Origin of the sequence: Streptomyces sp. NPDC057877, assembly GCF_042796855.1 — a bacterium.
Taxonomy (GTDB): Bacteria; Actinomycetota; Actinomycetes; order Streptomycetales; family Streptomycetaceae; genus Streptomyces.
In genome coordinates, this window is record NZ_JBHVMS010000005.1 from 70634 (window position 1) to 91151 (window position 20518).

Here is a 20518-nt window from a genome sequence, read left to right on the forward strand (position 1 = left end):
GCTACGGCGCCTTGCCCACCTGGTCCGACGTCTCCTCCTCCACCTCGGCCATGGCGGGGTCGAGGAGGCGGGAGAGGAAGTGGCGGGTGCGTTCGTGGCGGGGGCTGCCGATGACCTGGTCAGGGGTGCCGTCCTCGACGATCACGCCGCCGTCCATGAAGACGACCCGGTCGGCGACCTCGCGGGCGAAGGTCATCTCATGGGTGACGACCATCATCGTCATGCCCTCGTGGGCCAGCATCCGCATCACCGCGAGGACGTCGCCGACCAGCTCCGGGTCGAGCGCCGAGGTCGGCTCGTCGAAGAGCATCACCTCGGGGCCCATGGCGAGCGAGCGGGCGATGGCGACGCGCTGCTGCTGGCCGCCGGAGAGGGAGGCGGGGTAGGCCGCGGCCTTCTCCGCGAGGCCCACCCGTTCCAGGTTCTGAGCGGCCACCTTCGCCGCCGTCGCCTTGTCCCGCCTGAGCACCCGGCGCTGCGGCAGGGTGAGGTTCTCGGTCACCGTGAGGTGCGGGAAGAGGTTGAACTGCTGGAAGACCATGCCGATACGGCGGCGTACGGCGTCGATGTCGACGTCCGGGTCCGTGAGTTCGATGCCGCCGACGAAGACCTGGCCCTTGGTGGGTTCCTCGAGCAGGTTCACGCACCGCAGCAGCGTCGACTTGCCGGAGCCGGAGGGGCCGATGACGCACACGACCTCGCCCTGGCCGATCTCCAGGTCGATGCCGCGCAGCACCTCGTTGTCGCCGAAGGCCTTGTACAGGCCCCGGACCTCGATCTCGGGACGGGTCATCGCACGGCCTCCTGAGCCTTGGCCTCCATGCGGCGCACGACGAAGCCGAGCGGGATGGTGATCAGCAGGTAGCACAGGCCCGCGACCAGGATCGGGGTGGAGTTGGCGGTCTGGCTGGCGAGGTCGCGGCCGAACTTGGACAGCTCCCGCTCCTCCAGGGTGACCCCGAGGAACAGCACCAGCGAGGAGTCCTTGAACAGCAGGACCAGTTCGTTGGTGAGCGGCGGCAGGATGATCCGGAAGGCCTGCGGGATGATGATCGAGACCATCGCGCGGGCCGGGGAGAAGCCCAGTGAGCGGGCCGCTTCCATCTGGCCCTTGGGTACCGCCTGGATTCCGGCGCGGATCGTCTCGGCCATGTACGCCGCGGCGACCAGGCCGAGCGCGAGCGCGACCTTGCCGTAGGTGCCGCCGGGGATCTCGGTGCCGGGGAAGGCGAGGGGCACGGCCACGCCGATGAAGATGAAGATCAGCAGGGCGGGCAGGCCACGGAAGATCTCGATGTAGACGCCCGCGAGCCAGCGGTAGGGGCCCACGGACGACAGCCGCATCAGCGCGATGAGCATGCCGAGGGCCAGTCCGACGGCGAAGCCGGACACCGTGTAGAGCACGGTGTTCTTCAGCGCCAGCGTGATGACCTCGGGGAACATCTGTTCCGCGATGGCCTTCTGGGCGAACTGGTTCCGCAGCCGGTCCCAGTCCGCCGCCACCGCGAACGCGATCACGGCGGCGACGAACACGACGTACTGCGCCCCACGCGACAGGCTGCGCTTCTGCCGCCGCGTGAGGCCCTTCTTCTTCGGCTGTACTACAGGGGTTCCGGTGTCGGCCATGGGGTCAGGACGCGGCCGGGGAGGCGGCGGCGTCGTCGTCGTACGGACCGATCCACTGCTCGTAGAGCTTCTTGTACGTGCCGTCGGACTGGGCGTCGGCGAGCGCCTTGTTGATGGCCTCGCGGAGCTTGTCGTTGCCCTTCTGCACCGTGAAGCCGTACTGCTCGCCGGTGTTGACCTGCTCGGCGACGGTGAAGGCGTCGGCGTTGGCCTTGTCCTTCAGCCAGCCCTGGACCACGGGGTAGTCGATGACGACGGCGTCGACCTGGCCGGTGCGCAGGCCGTTGAGGACGGCGTCGGAGGACTCGAAGGAGACCGGGTCCAGGCCCTGGCTCTTGGCGTAGTCCTCACCGGTGGTCTGCGCCTGGGCGCCGACCTTCTTGCCCTTGAGGTCGGCGAAGGAGCCGACGCCGCTCTCCTTGTCCGCCAGCACGGCCTGGGTGGCCTCGAAGTACGGGTCGGAGAAGTCGACGTTCTTCTTGCGCTCGTCGGTGATGGTCATACCGGCGGCGGCCAGGTCGCACTCGCCGGAGTTGAGGAACGCGCCGGTCTTGAAGTTCTCGAACGGGGTGTCGAGGATCTCCTGCTGCACCCCGAGGTCGTCGGCGACCAGGTCGATCAGCGCGACGTCGAAGCCCTGCACCTTGCCGTCGATCTCCGACTGGAAGGGCGGGTAGGGCAGGTGCGTGCAGGTCGTGAGCTGGCCGCCCTTGACCAGTTCGACCCCGCCGGCGGCGGTCTTGCTGGCGCTGCCGCCGTCGTCGTCCGAGGAGCAACCGGCCACGAGAACCAGCCCGGCCGTCGCGGTGGTGGCGGCCAGTACGCGGGCCCGGCGCCCAAGGAGCGTGATCACGGGGGACCTCCTGTGCAGAATCTATGGCTTCCGATTATAAGGAGATGTTTGGGTTACTCAAATTATTCCCATGGCTCGAAGGCCGCCCGGCCTAAGAAGTCATCGGCGGTGGGGCGTTGGCGCGGGGTGACCCAGGGCCTGTCGTCTGGATCACGGTGCAGGGAGGTGACGGCATCTGGTCAGCTGGATCACGGTGCAGGGAGGTGACGGCATCTGGTCAGCGCCGGTGAACGGGGCTGGGGGTGCCCTGCCCGAGCGAAGTCGAGAGCTTGGGGGAGCGCGTGCCAGGCCCCCCGTCCGCGGCGTGACCCCCACGACAGGTCCTAAGCTCGGCGGCGACTGTCCCGCCGTACCGGAGAGAGCACTGCCGTGACCCACCCCTTCCTGGACCTGGCCCCGCTGAGCGCCGAGCGCTTCGCCTCGATCGAGGACCGGGTGGCCCGGCTGCTGGCCACCGAGCAGGACGTCGTGATCATGCAGGGCGAGGCGCTGCTGCCGCTGGAGGGCGCGATCCGCGCCACGGCCGGTCCCGGCACGACCGCGCTGAACGTGATCACCGGGCCGTACGGGCAGACGTTCGGCGACTGGCTGCGGGACTGCGGCGCCACGGTGATCGACCTGGCGGTGCCCTTCCACACGGCGGTCACGGCCGATCGGATCCGGGAGGCCTTCGCCGAGCACCCGCGGATCGACTTCGTGTCCCTGGTGCACGCGGAGGCGGCGACCGGGAACACCAACCCGGTCGCGGAGATCGGCGCGGTGGTACGGGAGCGGGGTGCCCTGTTCTACCTGGACGCCGTGGCCTCGGTCGGGGCCGAGCCGGTGCTGCCGGACGCGTGGGGCGTGGACCTGTGCGTGATCGGGGCGCAGAAGGCGATGGGCGGTCCGGCCGGGGTGTCGGCGGTGTCGGTGAGCGGGCGGGCGTGGGCGCGCATGGCGGCGAACCCGAGGGCGCCACGCCGGTCGTACCTGTCGCTGCTGGACTGGCGGGAGCGCTGGCTCGACGGCGGTCGCCGGGCCCTGCCGCACGCGCCCGCCCAGCTGGAGATGCTGGCGCTGGAGGCGTGCCTGACGCGGATCGAGACGGAAGGGCTGGACGCGGTGATGGCCCGGCACGCGCGCGCCGCCGCGGCGACCCGGGCCGGGGCGCTGGCCCTGGGCGGCGGTCTGGAGCCGTATGTGCACCGGGACGCCGAGGCGGCGCCGGTCGCCACCACCCTGCGGGCGCCGTCCGGCACGGTCGCCGCGGAGCTGGTCGCGCGGGCGCTGGCGGCCGATCCGGCGCTGCCGCTGGCCGCGGGGGGCGGCGCGCTGGCCAAGGAGATGATCCGGGTCAACCACTACGGCGTGGACGCCACGCCGGGCGCGGTGCGCGGGTCCCTCATGGCACTCGGGGCGGCGCTGGCCGAGCGGGGACTGGCGGTGGACCCGGCGGCGGCGCTGCGGGCCGCCGAAGGGGCCTGGCGCGGGTAACGGTTCCGCGGGTGACGGTCTCCTGAATTCTCTGCCATTCACCGAGTGCCGTAATCCCTAATTCCGTAATTCCACCGAGCGCAGCTTCCCGTATTCTTCTGCCCGCTTTCTTTCGACCTAAACACAAAGATTTAGCGAACCTCCGACTACGTAATTCGGGTGCATCTCGCGAAGGTTACACAGTTGTGACGCGTCCCACACAGGCGACCGATTTGTACCTTATCTACCGGTAAAAACGTCACATATCGCCCGACTCTCGCGCGATCGCACGCGCCTGCGCGATAACATAGGAGGGCGCGGGACGTAAGGGCCTGCGGCCATGCAATTTGGAATTTCTCTCGCTAAATTCAATTCGCATGACTGCCGCACAAGCAGACCTGCACATCGACCGTCCGGAGGTGGCGGACGGAGCCGCTCTCTGGCGGCTCGCCAAGGAATCCGGAAGCCTTGACCTGAACTCGTCCTACGCCTATCTGCTGTGGTGCCGTGACTTCTCCGGCACCTGCGCCGTGGCCCGCGGGGACGACGGGGAACCGGTCGGCTTCGTCACCGGGTACCTGCGTCCCGACCGCCCGGGGACACTGCTGGTCTGGCAGGTGGCCGTCGACGCCGCGTACCGCGGCCGGGGCCTTGCCGCGCGGCTGCTGGACGCGCTGACCGAACGGGTCGCCGCCGAGCAGGGCCTCACCGCCGTCGAGACCACCATCACGCCCGGCAACACCGCCTCCGAGCGGCTGTTCACCTCCTACGCGGCGCGGCACGGCGCCCGCGTGGAGCGCGAGGTGCTGTTCGGCACCGACCAGTTCCCGGACGGACCCCACGACCCCGAGGTCCTCTACCGCATCGGCCCGCTGACCGCCTAGCCGGACCGCGTCCGACCACTCGAACCCGCATCACAGGCCCACTGTCGCACCGAGGAGCGATTCGCCGTGACCATCACCCAGCCCGACCTGAGCGTCTTCGAGACCCTGGAGTCCGAGGTGCGCAGCTACTGCCGCGGCTGGCCCGCCGTCTTCGACCGTGCGCAGGGCAGCCGCATGTACGACGAGGACGGCCACGAGTACCTCGACTTCTTCGCCGGAGCCGGGTCACTGAACTACGGCCACAACAACGCCGTCCTCAAACGCGCCCTGATCGACTACCTGGAGCGCGACGGCGTCACCCACGGACTCGACATGTCGACCACCGCCAAGCGCCGCTTCCTGGAGACCTTCCAGAACCTGGTGCTGCGCCCCCGTGACCTGCCCTACAAGGTCATGTTCCCGGGCCCGACCGGCACCAACGCCGTGGAGTCCGCGCTGAAGCTGGCGCGGAAGGTGAAGGGGCGCGAGGCGATCGTGTCCTTCACCAACGCCTTCCACGGGATGTCGCTGGGCTCGCTCGCCGTCACCGGCAACGCCTTCAAGCGGGCCGGGGCGGGCATCCCGCTGGTGCACGGCACGCCGATGCCGTTCGACAACTACTTCGACGGGCAGGTCCCGGACTTCCTGTGGTTCGAGCGGCTCCTGGAGGACCAGGGCTCGGGCCTGAACAAGCCCGCCGCGGTGATCGTGGAGACCGTGCAGGGCGAGGGCGGCATCAACGTCGCCCGCCCGGAGTGGCTGCGCGCCCTGTCCGAGCTGTGCGAGCGGCAGGACATGCTGCTCATCGTCGACGACATCCAGATGGGCTGCGGCCGTACCGGCGCCTTCTTCTCCTTCGAGGAGACCGGGATCACGCCGGACATCGTCACCGTCTCCAAGTCCATCAGCGGCTACGGCCTGCCGATGTCGCTGTGCCTGTTCAAGCCCGAGCTGGACATCTGGGAGCCGGGCGAGCACAACGGCACCTTCCGCGGCAACAACCCGGCGTTCGTCACCGCCACGGCCGCGCTGGAGTCGTACTGGGCCGACGGCTCCGCCATGGAGAAGCAGACCCGCGCCCGCGGTGAGCAGGTCGAGCAGGCCCTGATCGCCGTCACCGAGGAGAACCTCGCCGACGTCAAGGAGTACCGCGGCCGGGGCCTGGTGTGGGGCATGGAGTTCCACGACAAGGCCCGCGCCGGGAAGGTCGCGCAGCGCGCCTTCGAACTCGGGCTGCTGGTGGAGACCTCCGGCCCGGAGAGCGAGGTCATCAAGCTGCTGCCCGCCCTGACCATCACCCCGGACGAACTGGACGAGGGCCTGCGCACCCTGGCCCGCGCCGTCCGGGAGACCGCACCGGCCACCGCCTGAGACGGTTCGGGACCGCCGGAGAAACCAGCACGACCTGACTAGGAGGCATCGCAACACCGTGATCGTCCGATCCTTCAAGGACCTCGAAGGCACCGACCGGCACGTCAAGTCCGCGTCCGGGACCTGGGAGAGCAAACGCATCGTGCTCGCCAAGGAGAAGGTCGGCTTCTCCCTGCACGAGACGATCCTGTACGCGGGCACCGAGACGTCCATGTGGTACGCCAACCACATCGAGGCCGTCGTGTGCACCCAGGGCGAGGCCGAACTGACCGACCGTGAGACCGGGGAGACGTACACGATCACTCCCGGGACCATGTACCTCCTGAACGGGCACGAGCGGCACACGCTGCGCGTGAAGGAGGACTTCCACTGCATCTGCGTCTTCAACCCGCCCGTCACCGGACGCGAGGACCACGACGAGAACGGCGTCTACCCGCTGCTCACCGAGGAGGTGTGAGTCCCCAGTGACCACCACGACCACGCACAGCACCGCCAACGACCTGTACCCGAGCCGGGGCACCGCCGAGGTGAGGATCCCCCGCAAGGACCCCGTCGTCTGGGGCGCCCCGGGCACGCCCGGCCCCATTCCCGGCACCGACCTGGAGTCCTTCGACCGTGACGGCTTCCTGGCCATCGAGGACCTGATCACCGACGACGAGGTCAAGGTCTACCGCGACGAGCTGAACCGGCTGATCGCCGACCCGGCGATCCGGGCCGACGAGCGGTCGATCATCGAGCCGAAGTCGCAGGAGATCCGGTCGGTCTTCGAGGTGCACCGGATCAGCGAGGTGTTCGCCTCGCTGGTGCGCGACGAGCGGGTGGTCGGCCGCGCCCGGCAGATCCTCGGCTCCGACGTGTACGTCCACCAGTCCCGGATCAACGTCAAGCCGGGGTTCGGGGCCAGCGGCTTCTACTGGCACTCCGACTTCGAGACCTGGCACGCCGAGGACGGCCTGCCCCACATGCGCACGGTGTCCGTCTCGATCGCGCTGACCGAGAACTTCGACACCAACGGCGGCCTGATGATCATGCCGGGGTCGCACAAGACCTACCTGGCGTGCGAGGGCGCCACCCCGAAGGACAACTACAAGAAGTCCCTCCAGATGCAGGACGCGGGCACGCCGTCGCACGAGGCGCTGACCGAGATGGCGGGTGACTACGGCATCAAGCTGTTCACCGGCCGGGCGGGGTCGGCGGTGTGGTTCGACTGCAACTGCATGCACGGCTCCGGGGACAACATCACACCGTTCCCGCGCAGCAACGTCTTCATCGTGTTCAACAGCGTGGAGAACCAGGCGGTGGAGCCCTTCGCGGCCCCCGTGCGGCGGCCGGAGTTCATCGGCGCCCGGGACTTCACCCCCGTGCGCTGACCGGCTCAGCCGGACAGCGCGTCGAGCAGCCGGTCCACGTCGGCGGGCGTGTTGTAGAGGTGGAAGGCCGCGCGGAGATTGCCCGCGCGGTCGGACACCTCGATGCCCGCGCCGCTGAGCGCGGACTGCCGGTGGCCGAGCCCCGGCACCGACACGATCGGTGACCCGGGCGCGGCCACCGCGGCGTGCCCGAGCGCGTCGAGCCCCGCCCGGAACCGCTCGGCGAGCGCCAGGTCGTGCTCCCGTACGGCGGCCACGCCGATCTCCTCCAGCAGGGCGAGGGACTGCCGGGCCCCGGCGTAGGAGAACAGGGCGGGGCTCTCGTCGAACCGGCGGGCGGAGCGGGCGAGTTCGTCGACGGGGCCGTAGCAGCTGTCCCAGGGCTCCTCCCCCGCGACCCACCCGGCGAACAGCGGCGTCAGTCCGCCGAGGTCGCCGGGCACGGTCAGGAAGGTCACCCCGCGCGGGCAGAACAGCCACTTGAAGGCGACGGCGGCGGTGTAGTCGTACGCAGCCGCGTCGAAGTCCAGCCAGCCCGCGGCCTGGGAGGCGTCGACATAGGTGCGCGCCCCGTGCTCGCGGGCCGCAGCGCGGATCGCGGGCAGGTCGGCGATCCGGCCGTCCGCGGACTGCGCGGCGCTCACCGCGACCAGGGCCGTGCCCGGCCGCACGGACTCGGCGATCCGCTCCAGCTCGACGGCGCGCACCTTGAGGTCGGAGCGGACGTGGAAGGGATTGACGACCGAGCTGAAGTCGCCCTCCGCGGTCAGCACCTCGGCGCCCTCCGGCAGGGAGGCGGCGACCAGCCCGGAGTACACGGCGACCGACGCCCCGGCCGCCACCCGGTCCACCGGCACGCCGGTCAGCCGGGCGAAGGACGCCCGGGACGCCTCGACGTCGGAGAACATGTCGGTGGGCTGCCCGACGGACGCCGCCTCCACCGCCGTACGCATCGCGGCGACCGTGCGCGCGGGCAGCAGCCCGGTGCTCGCGGTGTTGAGGTAGGTGTTCCTCGGGGCGAACTCGGCGCGGACCAGGCTCTCGAAGGTCTCCATGGACCCACTGTGCTGCCCGCCCGGACCTCTCGTCCATTGCGAATACTTACGTGGTTCCGCTAAGGACTTCTTATACGTCCACCCCGACCTGCGGCTTTCAGCCGTGCTGCGGCACCGCGCACCCGTCGGGCCCGCAGGTGTCCGCGTCACCCTGGTCGACCAGGGTCAGCGGGGACCGCTCACCCCACGCCTGCGCCAGCGCCTGGCCGAAGACCTCGGCGGGCTGGGCGCCGGAGACGCCGTACTTGCGGTCGATGACGAAGAAGGGCACCCCGGTCGCCCCGAGCCGGGCGGCCTCGCGCTCGTCGGCGCGCACGTCGTCGGCGTAGGCGTCGGGGTCGGCGAGCACCTTGCGCACGCCGTCCTCCGCGAGCCCGACGGCCACGGCGATCTCCACCAGCCGCTCGTCGCCGCCGAAGACCGACCGCTCCTCGGCGAAGTTGGCCGCGTACAGCGCCTGCAACAGCTCCAGCTGTCGCCCCTGCTCCTTGGCGAAGTGCAGCAGCCGGTGCATGTCGAAGGTGTTGCCGTTGTCCCGCCCGCGCGTGCGGTACGCCAGCCCCTCGGCGGCGGCCTGGGCACCCACGTTGTCCTCGGCGGCCTGGGCCTGGGCCTCGCTCATGCCGTACTTCTTGGCGAGCATGCCGAGTACGGGCTGGACGTCGCCCTTGGCCCGGCCGGGGTCCAGCTCGAACGACCGGTGGAGGACCTCGACCCGCTCCCGGTGCGGGAAGGCCGCCAGCGCCTTCTCGAAGCGTGCCTTCCCCACGTAGCACCAGGGACAGGCGATGTCGCTCCAGATTTCAACGCGCATGGCGGGGCCTCACTCCAGGTTCAGGGGATTACGTGAACCTTAAAACACCGTGGGGTATTCCCACCCGGGGGGGCGCGGGGCCGGGTCGACATGCGGCTCCGCCGCGGGGCGCGATCCGCCACGTACGACCGGCACCCGGCACCCGGCACCCGGCAGACCACCGCACTCCCGACGGCGAAGCCCTACCGCACCCCGACGGCGAAGCCCTACCGCACCCCCGACGGCGAAGCCCTACCGCTCCAGCCGCCCGTTGAACCTGCGCGGCAGCCCCAGCGGGTTGTCGTCCCGCAGCTCCGGCGGCAGCAGCGCCTCCGGCGCGTTCTGGTACGCCACCGGCCGCAGCCACCGCTCGATGGCCGTCCCCCCCACCGAAGTGGACGTGGAGGTCGTGGCCGGGTACGGCCCGCCATGATGCTGCGCGGGCGCGACCGCGACCCCGGTCGGCCATCCGTTGACCAGCACCCGCCCGGCCAGCGGCGTCAGCTCGGCCAGCAGCTCGGGGCCACGCCCCTGCCCCGCGGCCTCGTCGGACGACACGTGCACCGTGGCGGTGAGGTTCCCCGGCAGCCGCGACAGCACCGCGGTGGCCTCCGCCTCGTCGGCGTAGCGGGCGACGACCGTCACCGGCCCGAAGCACTCCTCCAGGAGCAGGTCGTACGCGCCCTCCTCGGCCAGCTTCTCCGCCGGGACGGTGAGGAAGCCCGCGCTGACCGTGTGCTCGCCGCCCGCGCCGGGCGTGACCGGGGACTCGACGCCGGGCAGCCGGGTGCGCTCGGCGATCCCGGCGAGGAAGTTGTCCCGCATCCGGTGGTCGAGCAGGACGCCCGCCTCGGTGTCGCTGACCGCGTCCGTCAGGGACTTCACGAGCTGGTCGCCCGCCGCGCCCTGCGGGGCGAGGACGAGGCCGGGCTTGACGCAGAACTGGCCGACGCCCAGCGTCATGGAGCCCGCGAGTCCGCCGCCGATCTGCTCGGGACGCTCGGCCGCCGCGGCCTCGGTGATCAGCACGGGGTTCAGGGAGCCCAGCTCGCCGTGGAAGGGGATCGGCACCGGCCGCGCGGCGGCGGCGTCGAAGAGGGCCCGCCCGCCCCGGACCGACCCGGTGAACCCGGCGGCGGCGACCAGCGGGTGCCGGATCAGCTCCAGGCCCGCGTCGAAGCCGTGCACCAGGCCGAGCACGCCGTCGGGGATGCCGTGCTCGGCGGCGGCGCGGCGCAGCACCTTGGCGACCAGCTCGGACAGGGCCGGGTGGTCGGGGTGGGCCTTGACGACGACCGGGCAGCCCGCGGCGAGCGCGCTCGCGGTGTCGCCGCCCGCGACGGAGAAGGCGAAGGGGAAGTTGGAGGCGGAGTAGACGGCGACGACGCCGAGCGACACCTTGTAGCGGCGCAGGTCCGGGATGGGCGGGGTGGCGGTGTCGTCGGGGTGGTTGATGACGACGTCGAGGAAGGCGCCCTCGTCGACGATGTCGGCGAAGGCCCGCAGCTGGTAGCAGGTGCGGGCGAGTTCGCCGGTGAGCCGGACCGGGCCGAGCGCGGTCTCGGCGTCGGCGGCCTCGACGAGCTGGTCCCTGGCGTCCTGAAGCCGCTGGGCGGCGGTGCGCAGGAAGGCCGCGCGCACGGTGCGGTCGGTCAGGGCGGCGCGGGCGTCGTGCGCGGCCCGGACGGCGGCGTCCACCTCCTGGGCCGTGGCCTCCACCGCAACCTGTTCACGCTGCTTCCCGGTTCGGGGGTCGACACTCCAGACTGGTGCTGCTGCCACCGCGGGTCCCTTCACGTGTATCCGGTCACTCATATCCGGTGACTCTGAGCCGGGTCATCCACCAGGGCTGTTCGATATACTGAACGCTGTCTCTGATGGTGAATATGCTGTTGGAGACTATTTCCCGCCGAACGAAGGGGTCAAGGGCGATGTCGGCTGGCGAGACGGGGGGCGGCGCGCAGGTCAAGTCCGCGGTGCGGACGGTTGAACTGCTGGAGTACTTCGCCGGACGCCCCGGTATGCACTCCCTGGCGGCGGTCCAGGAGGCGGTCGGTTACCCCAAGTCCAGCCTCTACATGCTGCTGCGCACCCTGGTGGAGCTGGGCTGGGTGGAGACCGACGCGACGGGCACGCGGTACGGCATCGGGGTGCGGGCGCTGCTGGTCGGCACCTCCTACATCGACGGCGACGAGGTGGTGGCGGTCGCCCGGCCGACGCTGGACCGGCTGTCGGACGACACCACCGAGACCATCCACCTGGCGCGGCTCGACGGCACGAACGTCGTCTATCTCGCCACCCGCCAGTCACAGCACTACCTGCGCCCCTTCACCCGCGTCGGCCGCCGTCTCCCGGCCCACTCGACCTCCCTCGGCAAGGCGCTGCTGAGCACCTACTCCGACGAACAGGTCCGCAAGCTGCTGCCGGAGACGCTGCCCGCGCTGACCGAGCACACCATCACCGACCGGGAGCGGCTCATCGAGGAGCTGCACCAGGTCAGGGAGCAGGGCTTCGCCGTGGACCGCGAGGAGAACACGCTGGGGCTGCGCTGCTTCGGCGTGGCGATCCCGTACCGCACCCCCGCGCGGGACGCGATCAGCTGCTCGATCCCGGTGGCCCGGCTGACCCCCGCCCATGAGCAGATGGTGAAGGACGCCCTCTTCGACGCCCGTGACCGCCTGACCCTCGCCACCCGGAGGCTCTGACCAGCATGCTGATCGCCCTGCGCGCCGTACACGACAGCGACCTGCCCGTGTTCTTCCGGCAGCTGAACGACCCCGAGGCGCTGCGGATGGCCGCCTTCACGCCGGAGGACCCGGCCGACTGGGACGCCTTCGCCGCCCACTGGGGGCGCATCCGCGCCTCGGACGACGTGGTGGCGCGGACCGTGCTCGCCGACGGTGACGTGGTGGGCAGCGCGGCGGTGTACGGGGAACCGGGCGAGCGCGAGGTGACGTACTGGATCGACCGCGCCTACTGGGGGCGCGGCATCGCCACCGCCGCCCTGCGCCATCTGCTGGCCGAGGTGCCCGAGCGCCCGCTGTACGCGCGCGCGGCGGCGGACAACGCCGGGTCGCTGCGGGTGCTGGAGCGCTGCGGCTTCAGGGTCACGGCGCACGCGTCGGGGTACGCGCGGGCGCGCGGCGAGGAGATCGCCGAGGTCGTGCTGCACCTGGAGGGGTGAGTGGACACCGGCGGCCCATGAACGTTCGATGAGAAAACCGCCCGGAACGGTCCGGACGGGAACGATCCGGTCGGCCCCGTTCGTCTTCCGGACGCGATGAACAAGACGATCAGGCGCGCCTCGGTCTTCGCGCTGCTCCTGGTGTTCGCCCTGCTGGTGCGGGCGACCTGGGTGCAGTTCTACGACGGCCAGGCCCTCGCGGACGACAAGGACAACCGGCGGAACGCGATCGCGACGTACGCGGCCCCGCTCGGCGACATCATCGTGGCCGGGGACGCGGTCACCGGCTCGGCCCGGACGTCGGGCGGTGACCTCGCGTACAAGCGCACGTACACCGACGGCGAGCTGTACGCGGCGGTGACGGGCTACGCCTCGCAGGCGTACGCCCCCACCCAGCTGGAGGGCATCTACGCGGACCTGCTCAACGGCACGGACACCCGGCTGAAGACGGTCATGGACACGGTCACCAACCAGCGGGCCGACCCGGGCGACGTGGTGACGACCATCGACCCGGACGTCCAGCGCGCGGCATACGAGGCGCTCGGCGACAAGAAGGGCGCGGCCGTCGCCATCGACCCGTCGACGGGCCGCGTCCTCGGCGTCGTGTCGACCCCCTCGTACGACCCCTCCTCGCTGACCGACGCCAACACCGCCGGGGAGGCCTGGGAGGAACTCAACGCCGACGAGGACAAGCCGCTGACCAACCGCGCGCTGCGCCAGCCGCTGCCGCCGGGCTCGACGTTCAAGCTGGTCGTGGCGGCGGCTGCGCTGGAGGACGGCCTGTACGCGTCGGTGGACGACAAGACGGACAGCCCGGACCCGTACACCCTGCCGGGCACCACGCGGGTCCTGTCCAACGAGAACCCGAACGCCCCGTGCGAGAACGCCACGATCCGTACGGCGCTGCAGTACTCCTGCAACAACGTCTTCGCCAAGATGGCCGTCGACCTGGGCGAGGACGAGGTCCGGGCGATGGCGGAGAGGTTCGGCTTCAACGACGACGAGCAGGACGTGCCGGTGCGCGCGTACGAGAGCGTGTACCCCTCGGACCTGGACGACGCGCAGACCGCGCTGACCGGCATCGGCCAGTTCGACGTCACCGCGCCCCCGCTGCAGATGGCGATGGTGTCGGCCGCGATCGCCAACGGCGGTGAGCTGGTCGCGCCGCACATGGTGTCGAAGATCACCGACAGCGACGGCGACGCGCTGGAGGACTACGACGCCAACGCCTCGTCGAAGGAGATCGTCAGCTCCGCCACCGCGGAGCAGCTCCGGTCGGCGATGGGCACGGTCGTCGACGAGGGCACCGGCTCCAACGCGCAGATCCCCGGCGCCGAGGTGGGCGGCAAGACGGGCACGGCCCAGCACGGCGAGAACAACAGCAAGACGCCGTACGCCTGGTTCACCTCGTACGCCAGGTCCGACAGCTCGGACCGGGAGGTCGCCGTCGCGGTCGTCGTCGAGCAGTCGGACGCGGCCCGCTCGGAGGTCAGCGGCAACGGCCTGGCCGCCCCCGTGGCCAGGGCCATGATGGAGGCGGCCCTCAACGACTAGTGCACGCCGAGGAGTTGCTCGATCGGGTCGATGGCGAAGTACACCAGGAACAGCGCGGCGGCGCCCCAGAGCAGCCAGTGGACGTCCTTCGCCTTGCCGAGGACGGTCTTGATGAGGACGTAGGCGACGAACCCGGCGCCGATGCCGTTGGTGATCGAGTACGTGAACGGCATCACCGCGATGGTGAGGAAGGCCGGGATGGCGATCTCGTAGCGGTCCCAGTCGATGTGCTTGACCTGGGTCATCATCAGGAAGCCGACGGCGACCAGGGCGGGGGCGGCGGCCTGGAGGGGGACGATGGTCAGCAGCGGGGTGAAGAGGAGGGCGAGGGCGAAGAGTGAGCCGGTGACCAGGTTGGAGAAGCCGGTGCGGGAGCCCTCGCCGACGCCCGCCGCCGACTCGATGTAGGAGGTGGCCGACGAGGCGGACGCCGCGCCGCCCGCGACCGCCGCGGCGCCGTCGATGAGCAGCACCCGGCTCAGGCCGGGCACCTTGCCGTCCTCCTCCAGCAGTCCGGCCTCGGCGCTGATGCCGACGACCGTGCCCATGGTGTCGAAGAAGTCGGACAGGATCAGCGTGAAGACCAGCAGGACGACGGTGATGACCCCGACCTCGGGCTCGTCGAACGCGCCGAAGAGGCTGAAGTCGCCGATCAGCCCGAAGTCGGGGGTGTCGACCACCTTGTCCGGCCACTCGGGCGTGGTCAGTCCCCAGCTCCTGATGTCGGCCGCGGAGTTGATGACGATCGCGACGACGGTCATGGTGACGATGCTGATGAGGATGGCGCCCTTGACCTTGCGGGCGAGCAGCCCGATGGTCAGCAGCACGCCGACGCAGAAGACGAGGAGGGGCCAGCCGGTGAGGGTGCCGGTGCCGCCGAGCTGAACCGGCACGGTGGTGTTCGCGGCGTCCGGGATCCGGCTGACGAACCCGGCGTCGACGAAGCCGATCAGGGCGATGAACAGCCCGATGCCGACGCTGATCGCCTGCTTCAGCGACTGCGGGATGGCGTGCATCACGGCCTCGCGCAGCCCGGTCACCACCAGCACACAGATCAGCAGTCCCTCGAGGACGATCAGGCCCATGGCGTCGGCCCAGCTCATCAGCGGGGCGATCTGGAAGGCGACGACGGCGTTGAGGCCGAGCCCGGCGGCGAGCGCGATCGGCAGGTTGCCGCCGACGCCCATGATGACCGTCATCACCGCGGCCACCAGGGCGGTGGCGGTGGTGAGTTGGACGGCGTCCAGCTGCTGGCCGTACTTGTCCTCGGCGCTGCCCAGGATGATGGGGTTCAGGACAAGGATGTAGGCCATCGTGAAGAACGTGGCGAAGCCGCCGCGTATCTCCCGCGTGAAGCTGGATCCCCGCTCGGTTATCTTGAAGAACCGGTCGACGCCGTTCGCCGCTGGTGGCGGGGGGACTGGCCGGTCGGCCACCTGCTGCGTGTCTGCCATGGCGGATGCTCCCTGGTGCCGGAGTGATCAGTGTGCGGATGCTGGCTGGATTGTTCCCCCGCTGAACCGGTTTCAGGTTTTCCCCGTGTTACGGAATCAGAGCCGAACCGTTCGGTCTTCCAACCACCGTTCGGCACCTCGTACGGCACACCCAGCGATCACTGATACAGTCCGGATCCGTTCCCGGCGCACGGCTGTTCGATCCACGCATGCCGACGCATGCCGGGCCACCGCTGCGAGGAGAGACGAGCGTGGGGACAGTCGTCGATGACGCCGCCTCCGTGGAGTTCCATGACTTCTTCGAGCGTCACTACGCCGAACTGGCCCGGCTGGCCCACCTGTTGACGGGCGAGCCCGACGCCGCCGACGACTTGGCGGCCGACGCCCTGCTGGCGCTGTGGCACCGCTGGGACCGGGTGCGCGCGGCCGACCATCCGGTGGCGTACGCCCGTGGCGTGGTCGCCAACCTCGCCCGCACCCGGATCCGCGGCGCGGTGCGCGAGCGCCGCCGGATCGCGCTGTTCTGGTCGCACCGCGAGGAGAAGACGGAGAACCCCGACGTGGCGGGGGTGGTGGACGTCCAAGGGGCGCTGCGCAGACTGCCGTTCCGCAAACGGGCGTGCGTGGTGCTGCGGCACGCCTTCGACCTGTCGGAGAAGGACACCGCGCTGGCCCTCGGTGTGTCGGTGGGTACGGTCAAGAGCCAGACGTCGAAGGGCATGGCGGAGTTGCAGCGCCTGCTCGGCACGGAGGCGACGTCGCGGCGGGTCCGCGCGGCGGCGATGGCGACGCCCGCCGCGGACAGCGAAGGAAGGAACCGATGAGGCGGGACGTGCACGAGGAGTTGCGCGCCCGGCTGCACGAGGCGGCCGAGGCCCACCAGCCCGACCACGCCCGCATGCTGGCCCGCGTCGAGCGCGGCATGACCGAGGTGGACCGCACCCCGGCTCACCGGGCCGTGCTACCCCCGGTGTTCGGCTGGCTCCGGGTCGCGGGCGCCACGGCCGCGGTCGCGGGCGTCCTCGCGGTCGGCGGCTACGCGGTGGCGTCGGCGGTGAAGGAGGAGCCGCCGTCGCGGGGCACGGTCGCCACATCACAGACACCGACGGCGTCACCGACCCCTCCCCCGTCCCCGTCCGCCACGAGCCGCCCGCCCGCCCAGCCGGACCGGACCGAGGACGCCCCGGAGACGAGCGCTCCCCCCTCACGGACACCGCAGAGCCCCCCGCCCCCCACCCCCACGGACGTGGCGGACGGCCCCCTGTGGTCGGACGGCTCGGTGGACCCGCACAGCAACGAGTTCTGGGCGCAGAGCAACGTCACCCTGAAGTCGGAGGAGGAACTGACCTCCCTCACCGTGGAGTTGCGGATCGCCCAGAACGGCGGAGTGACGTCGACGGGCGCCTGGCGCTCCCTCCCGGAGGCCGACTTCGACCTGACGGTGACGGAACGGGACGGCTACCTGATCTACACGTGGGTGCTCAAGGAGGGCCGTACGGTCCCGGCGGGCGAGTTCGTCTTCGCGGGACAGTACGACCACGACAGGGGTGGCCGGGACGCGAAGGACGACGTGTACGAGGCGAGCGCGGACACGGAGGACGACGACCGGCTGGCGGTGACGGGGGACTTCGCCGCGCAGACGGAGACCGACTAGCGCGGGCCCGCTGAAAAAAAACTCCTCAGACACGGCAACCACTTCCCTACCGGTGGCGACAGGAAGACGCAACAGTCACCACCCCACAAAGGAATTCGGCACATGAGTGCTCCAGCAGAACAGCGCGCCCGGCATCGCCGCAGGCTCACCAAGCGGCGGGCCGTGATCGGCTCCGCGACCGCGCTCGCCCTCACGGGAGCGGCGCTGGCCACCACGTCCCTGCTCTCCACGGCGGGCGCGGCATCGACCTGGCCGACGGCGAAGGGCAACAAGCCGGTCACCGCCACGATCCCGGTCTCCGGCACCTACGACGGCGGCTACCAGCGCTTCTACGGCAGTGGCGCGCTCGGCGGCAGCGGTCAGGACGAGGGCCAGGACCCGATCTTCAAGCTGGCCGACGGCGCGGTGCTGAAGAACGTCATCCTGGGCTCCCCGGCCGCGGACGGCGTCCACTGCACGGGCAGTTGCACCCTCCAGAACGTCTGGTGGGAGGACGTCGGCGAGGACGCCGCCACCTTCAAGGGCAAGTCCGCCTCGGCGGTCTACACGGTCCACGGCGGCGGCGCGAAGAAGGCCAGCGACAAGGTCTTCCAGTTCAACGGCGCGGGCAAGCTGGTGGTGACCAGGTTCCAGGTCACCGACTTCGGCAAGCTGGTCCGCACCTGCGGCAACTGCTCCACCCAGTACCAGAACCGCCAGGTCATCATCAACGACGTGGACATCACCGCCCCCGGCAAGTCCATCGTCGGCATCAACTCCAACTTCGGCGAGACGGCGGCCCTGCGCAAGGTCCGCGTCCACGGCGACAGCAGCAAGAAGATCAAGCCCTGCACCCGCTTCCAGGGCAACAACACGGGCGCCGAGCCCAAGGAACTGGGCACCGGCCCCGACGGCACCCACTGCCGCTACGCGACCACGGACCTGACCTACGACTAGGCCCCGGTCACCGGTCCGAGCCCCCCTCGGGCCGGTCCGCCGGAGCGGGCCCCCACCCGTCCGGCACCTCGAGCGCCCCCACCGGTGACGACCGGCGGGGGCGCTCCCCTGGGCCCGTGGTCTCCGGGCGTGGCAGCACGGCACCGAGCCAGTCGAACACCTCGTCCTGCATCCGGGCGGTGAAGGCGTGGCCGACGTCGGGCCAGGTGCGCAGCCGCAGCCGGTCCCCGGCGTCCTGGGACCGCCACACGGTACGCAGCCGGGCGTACGCCGCGCGCACCCCGTCACGGGGGAAAAGCGGGTCGAGAGCGCCGTCGAAGAACAGCATGGGGCGGGGCGCGGCCAGGGACGCCACGTCCGGGAAGTCCAGGTGGCGGGCGAGGCCCGGGTGCAGCATGGGGAACGCCGACTGTCCGCGCAGGATGTTGTTGCCGGGCACCAGAGTCTCCTTCAGGCAGGTCATCCAGCAGACGCAGGCCGCCGCCGCGAGGTCGTCGCCGAGCGCGGCGGTCTGCCACGCGCGGTAGCCGCCCATGGAGAACCCGACGGCCGCGATCCGCCGCCGGTCCACCCGCTCGAGCCCGGCGAGGAACCCGGCGGCGCGGACGTCCTCGCGGGCCATGAGCCCGGCGAGGGAGGAGCCCAGGTGGAACAGCGTGCTCGCCAGCGCCTGCTGCTGCTCGTAGACGAGCGGACCCCGGTCGCCCCAGCCGAGGGCGTCGGTGGCGAGGACGACATGGCCGCGCCGGGCCAGTTCGTCGCCGAGGAAGCGTCCGGCGTAGCAGCGCCGCACCCAGGCGTGCGCGGCGGCGGCGCGGGTGTCGTCGTACCAGGGCCGGACCAGTTTCTCCTTGCCGATGTCGAACCTGGACCCGTGGTCGTGGAGCAGGAGGACGGCCGGGAACGGGCCGGTGCCGTGCGGGGTGAGCAGGGCGGCGCGGACCCGTTCGTGGCGGGTGAGGGAGAGGGTGACCAGCTCCCGGGAGTAGCCCTCGCCGGTGCCGCCGTCCTGGAACTCGGGGGCGTACGGTGTCTCCTCGTCCCGCTCCACCACGAGCAGTTCCTCCACCTTGGCGCGCGCGGCCCGGCGCCAGGCGCCGAAGTCCCGCAGCGGCGCCCGCCCCCAGGCGAGCGGGAAGTCCAGCTCGGCCTTGAGGGCGGGGTGGAAGGCGGGCAGCGGACCGTCGGTGATCACCGCTCGCGGTCGTACGGCCGCCAGTCGCCGAGGTAGGCGCCCCGGGTGTGCCCGGTGGCCTCGGCGGGCGTCAGCTGGGGTCGGTTGTCCGGCACCAGGACGGCCGCTCCCGGGCCCGTGTTGGCGTACTCCCGGAAGCGCATCGACTGCCACGGGTAGGCGTCGCGCATGTTCGCGTACGGGGTCACCGCGTCGATGCCGGGGCCCAGCCAGGTGTCGCGGACGGTGAGCATCGGGACGGCGGTCGGGTCGGAGCTGGGGACCCAGGGGCGGGCCAGTTCGTAGAAGGCGTCGGGGGCTTCGCTGGTGACCCGGCTGCGCAGGACCAGGTAGCCGTGGGGGTTGGGGCCTGCCGTGGAAGGGGCGAAGACGAAACCGTAGGGGGCCGTCGACAGGTCCGTGCGGGTCAGGGTACGGAAGTGGCAGTGCTCGTAGACGGCCGTCGCCCGGCCGAAGACAAAGTCGACGTCGCCCTCGACATAGCAGTGGGCGTAGTAGTGGCGGGCGTACGCGTCGAGGGAGCGGGTGTCGGCGTACAGGGTGTCCTGGTGGCCCAGGAACCGGCAGTGGGTGAAGGCGCTGCGGTCGCCCTGGACCTTGATGGCCACCGCCTGGGTGCCGCTGACGCCGGGGTGGTCGGCGCGCAGCCAGTCGTTGGCGAAGGTGATCCAGCGGGCGGTGAAGCCGTCGGCCTGCACGGTGGTGGTGGCCGAGCCGCTGGTGCCGTAGGTGCCGGAGCCGTCGGGCTTCGGGGTGCCCGCGGCGTTGTCGTGGACGATGACGACGTCCCGGGGGTTCTCGGAGGCGCCGATCCAGGTCATCTCGGTGGCGGTGGCGGCGACCGTCACCGTCTCGCGGTAGGTGCCGGGGGCCAGGACCAGGGTCCAGCCGCTGCCCGCGGCGGTCACCGCGGCCTGGACGGTGGTGAAGTCGCCGCGGCCGTGCGGGTCGACGTACAGGACGCGGTCGTGGGGGCGGTGGGCCGGTGAGCCGTGGCGGCCGAACGGGCGTCGTCCGGTGGCGTGGGCGGGGGTGGCGGTGAGACCACCCACGGCGAGGGCGCCGCCCGCGATGAGCAGGCTTCTGCGGGAGAGGGGCATGCCTGTGGTGCTCCTTCGACTGGAGGGCCGGGGCGGGCGTCTCGTGCCGCCCGCCCCG

Annotated in this window: 20 protein-coding genes; 11 read left to right on the forward strand and 9 right to left on the reverse strand. The window is 71.1% G+C overall.

Going from position 1 to position 20518, the window contains the following annotated elements:
• Position 1: 1 nt before the first annotated feature.
• From ACFVQG_RS15330 to ACFVQG_RS15340, 3 genes are read right to left on the reverse strand one after another with little or no spacing between them, the layout of a single operon-like run.
• Positions 2–793 (reverse strand): amino acid ABC transporter ATP-binding protein, encoded by a 792-nt coding sequence (locus ACFVQG_RS15330; protein WP_383381958.1) that lies wholly within the window; start codon positions 791–793, stop codon positions 2–4.
• Positions 790–1626, reverse strand: coding sequence for an amino acid ABC transporter permease (locus tag ACFVQG_RS15335; RefSeq protein ID WP_383381963.1), 837 nt, complete (start codon positions 1624–1626; stop codon positions 790–792). Before ACFVQG_RS15335 ends, ACFVQG_RS15330 begins: the two co-directional genes overlap by 4 nt.
• Before the next feature lie 4 nt (positions 1627–1630).
• Positions 1631–2479 carry a transporter substrate-binding domain-containing protein gene (locus ACFVQG_RS15340; RefSeq protein ID WP_383381966.1) on the reverse strand — a complete coding sequence of 283 codons (849 nt, stop codon included), beginning with the start codon at positions 2477–2479 and terminating at the stop codon, positions 1631–1633.
• Between the two features lie 369 nt (positions 2480–2848).
• Here ACFVQG_RS15340 and ACFVQG_RS15345 point away from each other — a divergent pair, with 369 nt between their 5' ends.
• The 5 genes from ACFVQG_RS15345 (at position 2849) to thpD (ending at position 7535) form a co-directional block, all read left to right on the forward strand.
• A complete protein-coding gene (locus ACFVQG_RS15345) occupies positions 2849–3952 on the forward strand; it encodes a pyridoxal-phosphate-dependent aminotransferase family protein (RefSeq protein ID WP_383381969.1) in 1104 nt (367 codons plus the stop codon).
• Positions 3953–4308: 356 nt separating this feature from the next.
• On the forward strand, positions 4309–4815 hold the full coding sequence (ectA, locus tag ACFVQG_RS15350; protein ID WP_383381972.1) for a diaminobutyrate acetyltransferase: 507 nt from the start codon (positions 4309–4311) through the stop codon (positions 4813–4815).
• 66 nt (positions 4816–4881) lie between these two features.
• The gene (gene ectB / locus ACFVQG_RS15355) at positions 4882–6165 is read left to right on the forward strand and encodes a diaminobutyrate--2-oxoglutarate transaminase (RefSeq protein WP_383381975.1); all 1284 of its coding nucleotides are present in this window, start codon (positions 4882–4884) and stop codon (positions 6163–6165) included.
• Between the two features lie 58 nt (positions 6166–6223).
• Positions 6224–6622, forward strand: a complete 399-nt coding sequence (locus ACFVQG_RS15360; RefSeq protein WP_383381978.1) for an ectoine synthase — start codon at positions 6224–6226, stop codon at positions 6620–6622.
• Between the two features lie 7 nt (positions 6623–6629).
• A complete protein-coding gene (gene thpD / locus ACFVQG_RS15365) occupies positions 6630–7535 on the forward strand; it encodes an ectoine hydroxylase (RefSeq protein ID WP_383381981.1) in 906 nt (301 codons plus the stop codon).
• A gap of 5 nt (positions 7536–7540) precedes the next feature.
• On the opposite strand, the gene ACFVQG_RS15370 is transcribed toward thpD, so the two are convergent.
• The 3 genes from ACFVQG_RS15370 to ACFVQG_RS15380 all read right to left on the reverse strand — a co-directional run bounded on the left by ACFVQG_RS15370 (position 7541) and on the right by ACFVQG_RS15380 (position 11165).
• A complete protein-coding gene (locus tag ACFVQG_RS15370; RefSeq protein ID WP_383381985.1) occupies positions 7541–8590 on the reverse strand; it encodes an aminotransferase class V-fold PLP-dependent enzyme in 1050 nt (349 codons plus the stop codon).
• A gap of 97 nt (positions 8591–8687) precedes the next feature.
• Positions 8688–9404, reverse strand: coding sequence for a DsbA family oxidoreductase (locus ACFVQG_RS15375; RefSeq protein WP_383381989.1), 717 nt, complete (start codon positions 9402–9404; stop codon positions 8688–8690).
• A gap of 231 nt (positions 9405–9635) precedes the next feature.
• Positions 9636–11165 (reverse strand): aldehyde dehydrogenase (NADP(+)), encoded by a 1530-nt coding sequence (locus ACFVQG_RS15380; protein ID WP_383381992.1) that lies wholly within the window; start codon positions 11163–11165, stop codon positions 9636–9638.
• A gap of 149 nt (positions 11166–11314) precedes the next feature.
• Here ACFVQG_RS15380 and ACFVQG_RS15385 point away from each other — a divergent pair, with 149 nt between their 5' ends.
• The 3 genes from ACFVQG_RS15385 (at position 11315) to ACFVQG_RS15395 (ending at position 14121) form a co-directional block, all read left to right on the forward strand.
• On the forward strand, positions 11315–12088 hold the full coding sequence (locus tag ACFVQG_RS15385) for an IclR family transcriptional regulator (protein ID WP_383381996.1): 774 nt from the start codon (positions 11315–11317) through the stop codon (positions 12086–12088).
• Positions 12089–12093: 5 nt separating this feature from the next.
• A complete protein-coding gene (locus tag ACFVQG_RS15390) occupies positions 12094–12567 on the forward strand; it encodes a GNAT family N-acetyltransferase (protein ID WP_383381999.1) in 474 nt (157 codons plus the stop codon).
• 96 nt (positions 12568–12663) lie between these two features.
• Positions 12664–14121 (forward strand): peptidoglycan D,D-transpeptidase FtsI family protein, encoded by a 1458-nt coding sequence (locus ACFVQG_RS15395; RefSeq protein WP_383382002.1) that lies wholly within the window; start codon positions 12664–12666, stop codon positions 14119–14121.
• Here ACFVQG_RS15395 and ACFVQG_RS15400 read toward each other — a convergent pair.
• Positions 14118–15575, reverse strand: coding sequence for an NCS2 family permease (locus tag ACFVQG_RS15400; RefSeq protein ID WP_383382005.1), 1458 nt, complete (start codon positions 15573–15575; stop codon positions 14118–14120). The genes ACFVQG_RS15395 and ACFVQG_RS15400 overlap by 4 nt on opposite strands.
• A gap of 251 nt (positions 15576–15826) precedes the next feature.
• Between ACFVQG_RS15400 and ACFVQG_RS15405 the strand changes: the two genes are divergently transcribed.
• The 3 genes from ACFVQG_RS15405 (at position 15827) to ACFVQG_RS15415 (ending at position 18165) form a co-directional block, all read left to right on the forward strand.
• On the forward strand, positions 15827–16399 hold the full coding sequence (locus ACFVQG_RS15405; protein WP_383382008.1) for a SigE family RNA polymerase sigma factor: 573 nt from the start codon (positions 15827–15829) through the stop codon (positions 16397–16399).
• Positions 16396–17229, forward strand: a complete 834-nt coding sequence (locus ACFVQG_RS15410) for a hypothetical protein (protein WP_383382011.1) — start codon at positions 16396–16398, stop codon at positions 17227–17229. Before ACFVQG_RS15405 ends, ACFVQG_RS15410 begins: the two co-directional genes overlap by 4 nt.
• Positions 17230–17331: 102 nt before the next feature.
• Positions 17332–18165, forward strand: a complete 834-nt coding sequence (locus ACFVQG_RS15415) for a pectate lyase (protein WP_383382014.1) — start codon at positions 17332–17334, stop codon at positions 18163–18165.
• Positions 18166–18172: 7 nt separating this feature from the next.
• Here the strand turns inward: ACFVQG_RS15415 and ACFVQG_RS15420 are convergent, their stop codons facing one another.
• Entirely contained in the window at positions 18173–19360 is a 1188-nt protein-coding gene (locus ACFVQG_RS15420; protein ID WP_383382017.1) for a dienelactone hydrolase family protein, read from the reverse strand.
• Positions 19357–20460, reverse strand: a complete 1104-nt coding sequence (locus ACFVQG_RS15425) for a pectinesterase family protein (RefSeq protein WP_383382020.1) — start codon at positions 20458–20460, stop codon at positions 19357–19359. Before ACFVQG_RS15425 ends, ACFVQG_RS15420 begins: the two co-directional genes overlap by 4 nt.
• Positions 20461–20518 lie beyond the last annotated feature (58 nt).

Coding starts and splice junctions, on each gene's coding strand:
- ACFVQG_RS15415 (WP_383382014.1), top strand. CDS start 17,332: ATGAGTGCTCCAGCAGAACAGCGCGCCCGGCATCGCCGCAGGCTCACC.
- ACFVQG_RS15390 (WP_383381999.1), top strand. CDS start 12,094: ATGCTGATCGCCCTGCGCGCCGTACACGACAGCGACCTGCCCGTGTTC.
- ACFVQG_RS15410 (WP_383382011.1), top strand. CDS start 16,396: ATGAGGCGGGACGTGCACGAGGAGTTGCGCGCCCGGCTGCACGAGGCG.
- ACFVQG_RS15385 (WP_383381996.1), top strand. CDS start 11,315: ATGTCGGCTGGCGAGACGGGGGGCGGCGCGCAGGTCAAGTCCGCGGTG.
- ACFVQG_RS15400 (WP_383382005.1), bottom strand. CDS start 15,575: ATGGCAGACACGCAGCAGGTGGCCGACCGGCCAGTCCCCCCGCCACCA.
- ACFVQG_RS15375 (WP_383381989.1), bottom strand. CDS start 9,404: ATGCGCGTTGAAATCTGGAGCGACATCGCCTGTCCCTGGTGCTACGTG.
- ectA (WP_383381972.1), top strand. CDS start 4,309: ATGACTGCCGCACAAGCAGACCTGCACATCGACCGTCCGGAGGTGGCG.
- ACFVQG_RS15330 (WP_383381958.1), bottom strand. CDS start 793: ATGACCCGTCCCGAGATCGAGGTCCGGGGCCTGTACAAGGCCTTCGGC.
- ACFVQG_RS15335 (WP_383381963.1), bottom strand. CDS start 1,626: ATGGCCGACACCGGAACCCCTGTAGTACAGCCGAAGAAGAAGGGCCTC.
- ACFVQG_RS15370 (WP_383381985.1), bottom strand. CDS start 8,590: ATGGAGACCTTCGAGAGCCTGGTCCGCGCCGAGTTCGCCCCGAGGAAC.
- ACFVQG_RS15425 (WP_383382020.1), bottom strand. CDS start 20,460: ATGCCCCTCTCCCGCAGAAGCCTGCTCATCGCGGGCGGCGCCCTCGCC.
- ACFVQG_RS15395 (WP_383382002.1), top strand. CDS start 12,664: ATGAACAAGACGATCAGGCGCGCCTCGGTCTTCGCGCTGCTCCTGGTG.